We start from the raw sequence: 1,484 nt of genomic DNA on the forward strand, positions 1-1,484 counted from the left end.
AAGCGGCCAGGATCGGCTCGATAATGCTTTCGAGCACCTCGCGGTAGAGGTTGTCCTTGGACTTGAAGTAGTAATAGACGTTGGGCTTGGGCAGCCCGGCTTTGGCGGCGATGTCGCTGGTTTTGGTCGCGGCAAAGCCTTTGTCGGCAAACTCCTCGCTGGCCGCCCGCAGGATCTTTTCTTTGTTGCGCTCGCGAATGGTGCTCATAAACCTGGAGTTTCCTTGCCAAGACTGGCGGTTGCGCATGGTAGCACCGGCCATCCGCGAGCCTCAACAATCTGCCCGCAGGGCCTTGCGCCGCGCTATGCTCGCGTCATCCCACTCTTACGGAAGCCCGATTCATGGCAGGAAGCAGCTTGTTGGTGTTGATCGACGATATCGCCGCGGTCCTTGATGACGTTGCCCTGATGACCAAAATGGCGGCGAAGAAGACCGCCGGCGTGCTGGGTGATGATCTGGCGCTCAATGCCCAGCAAGTCTCCGGCGTGCGTGCGGAGCGGGAAATTCCCGTGGTATGGGCGGTGGCCAAGGGTTCGTTCGTCAACAAGTTGATCCTGGTGCCGGCCGCTTTGTTGATCAGTGCGTTCGCACCCTGGGCGGTGACGCCGTTGTTGATGCTCGGCGGTGCCTACCTGTGTTTCGAAGGGTTCGAGAAGCTGGCGCATAAATTCCTGCACAGCAAAGACGAAGAGCAGGCGCAACATGCGCAGTTGGTCGAAGCGGTTGCGGACCCGGCAACCGACCTGGTGGCCTTCGAAAAGGACAAGATCAAAGGCGCCATCCGTACCGACTTCATCCTCTCCGCCGAAATCATCGCCATCACCCTCGGCACCGTGGCCGATGCGCCCTTGATGCAACAGGTGATCGTGCTGTCCGGTATTGCGATTGTCATGACCGTGGGCGTGTATGGCTTGGTGGCCGGTATCGTCAAGCTGGATGACCTGGGTCTGTGGCTCACCCAGAAGCCTGGCCAGGCGGCACGCAGCATTGGCGGCGCCATCCTGCGCGCGGCGCCGTACATGATGAAGAGCCTTTCGGTGATTGGGACCGCAGCGATGTTCCTGGTCGGTGGTGGGATTCTCACCCATGGCGTGCCGGTGGTGCATCACTGGATCGAGACGGTCAGCCAAGGTGCAGGCGCGTTGGCGTGGTTGGTGCCGGTGCTGCTCAATGGGGTGGCGGGGATCATTGCCGGGGCCGTGGTGCTGGCGCTGGTCAGCGGTGTGGGCAAGCTCTGGAAAACGGCGAAGGCTTGATCGCGCGGCAATAAAAAAGGCCATTCAATCGAATGGCCTTCTTTGTGGGCGTTTACTCGGCAATCTGCAACTTTCGCGACTCCGTGTAGATGTACCGCACCTTCTCGTACTCGAACGGCGAGTTCATCTGACCATAGCGGAAGCTGGTCTGGTAACGCTTGTCCACCGCACGCAACGCCCAGACTTCCGGGTGGTTGGAACTGACTTCGGCCACGTTGAGGAAGGTG

General features: G+C 60.0%; 2 protein-coding genes and 1 pseudogene. 1 reads left to right on the forward strand and 2 read right to left on the reverse strand.

The genetic code is table 11. The features are described from left to right. Positions 1 to 208 (reverse strand): TetR/AcrR family transcriptional regulator (locus HX823_RS31410; RefSeq protein WP_177078527.1); only part of this gene is annotated, 208 nt, incomplete at its 3' end. 134 nt (positions 209 to 342) lie between these two features. Here HX823_RS31410 and HX823_RS31415 point away from each other — a divergent pair. Then, on the forward strand, positions 343 to 1,257 hold the full coding sequence (locus tag HX823_RS31415) for a DUF808 domain-containing protein (RefSeq protein ID WP_038850341.1): 915 nt from the start codon (positions 343 to 345) through the stop codon (positions 1,255 to 1,257). A gap of 52 nt (positions 1,258 to 1,309) precedes the next feature. Here HX823_RS31415 and HX823_RS31420 read toward each other — a convergent pair. Next, positions 1,310 to 1,484, reverse strand: a pseudogene (locus HX823_RS31420) (VacJ family lipoprotein); the annotation flags it as partial.

The organism is Pseudomonas sp. P7759, assembly GCF_013386445.1.
In the GTDB taxonomy this organism is placed as follows: domain Bacteria; phylum Pseudomonadota; class Gammaproteobacteria; order Pseudomonadales; family Pseudomonadaceae; genus Aquipseudomonas; species Aquipseudomonas azotoformans_A.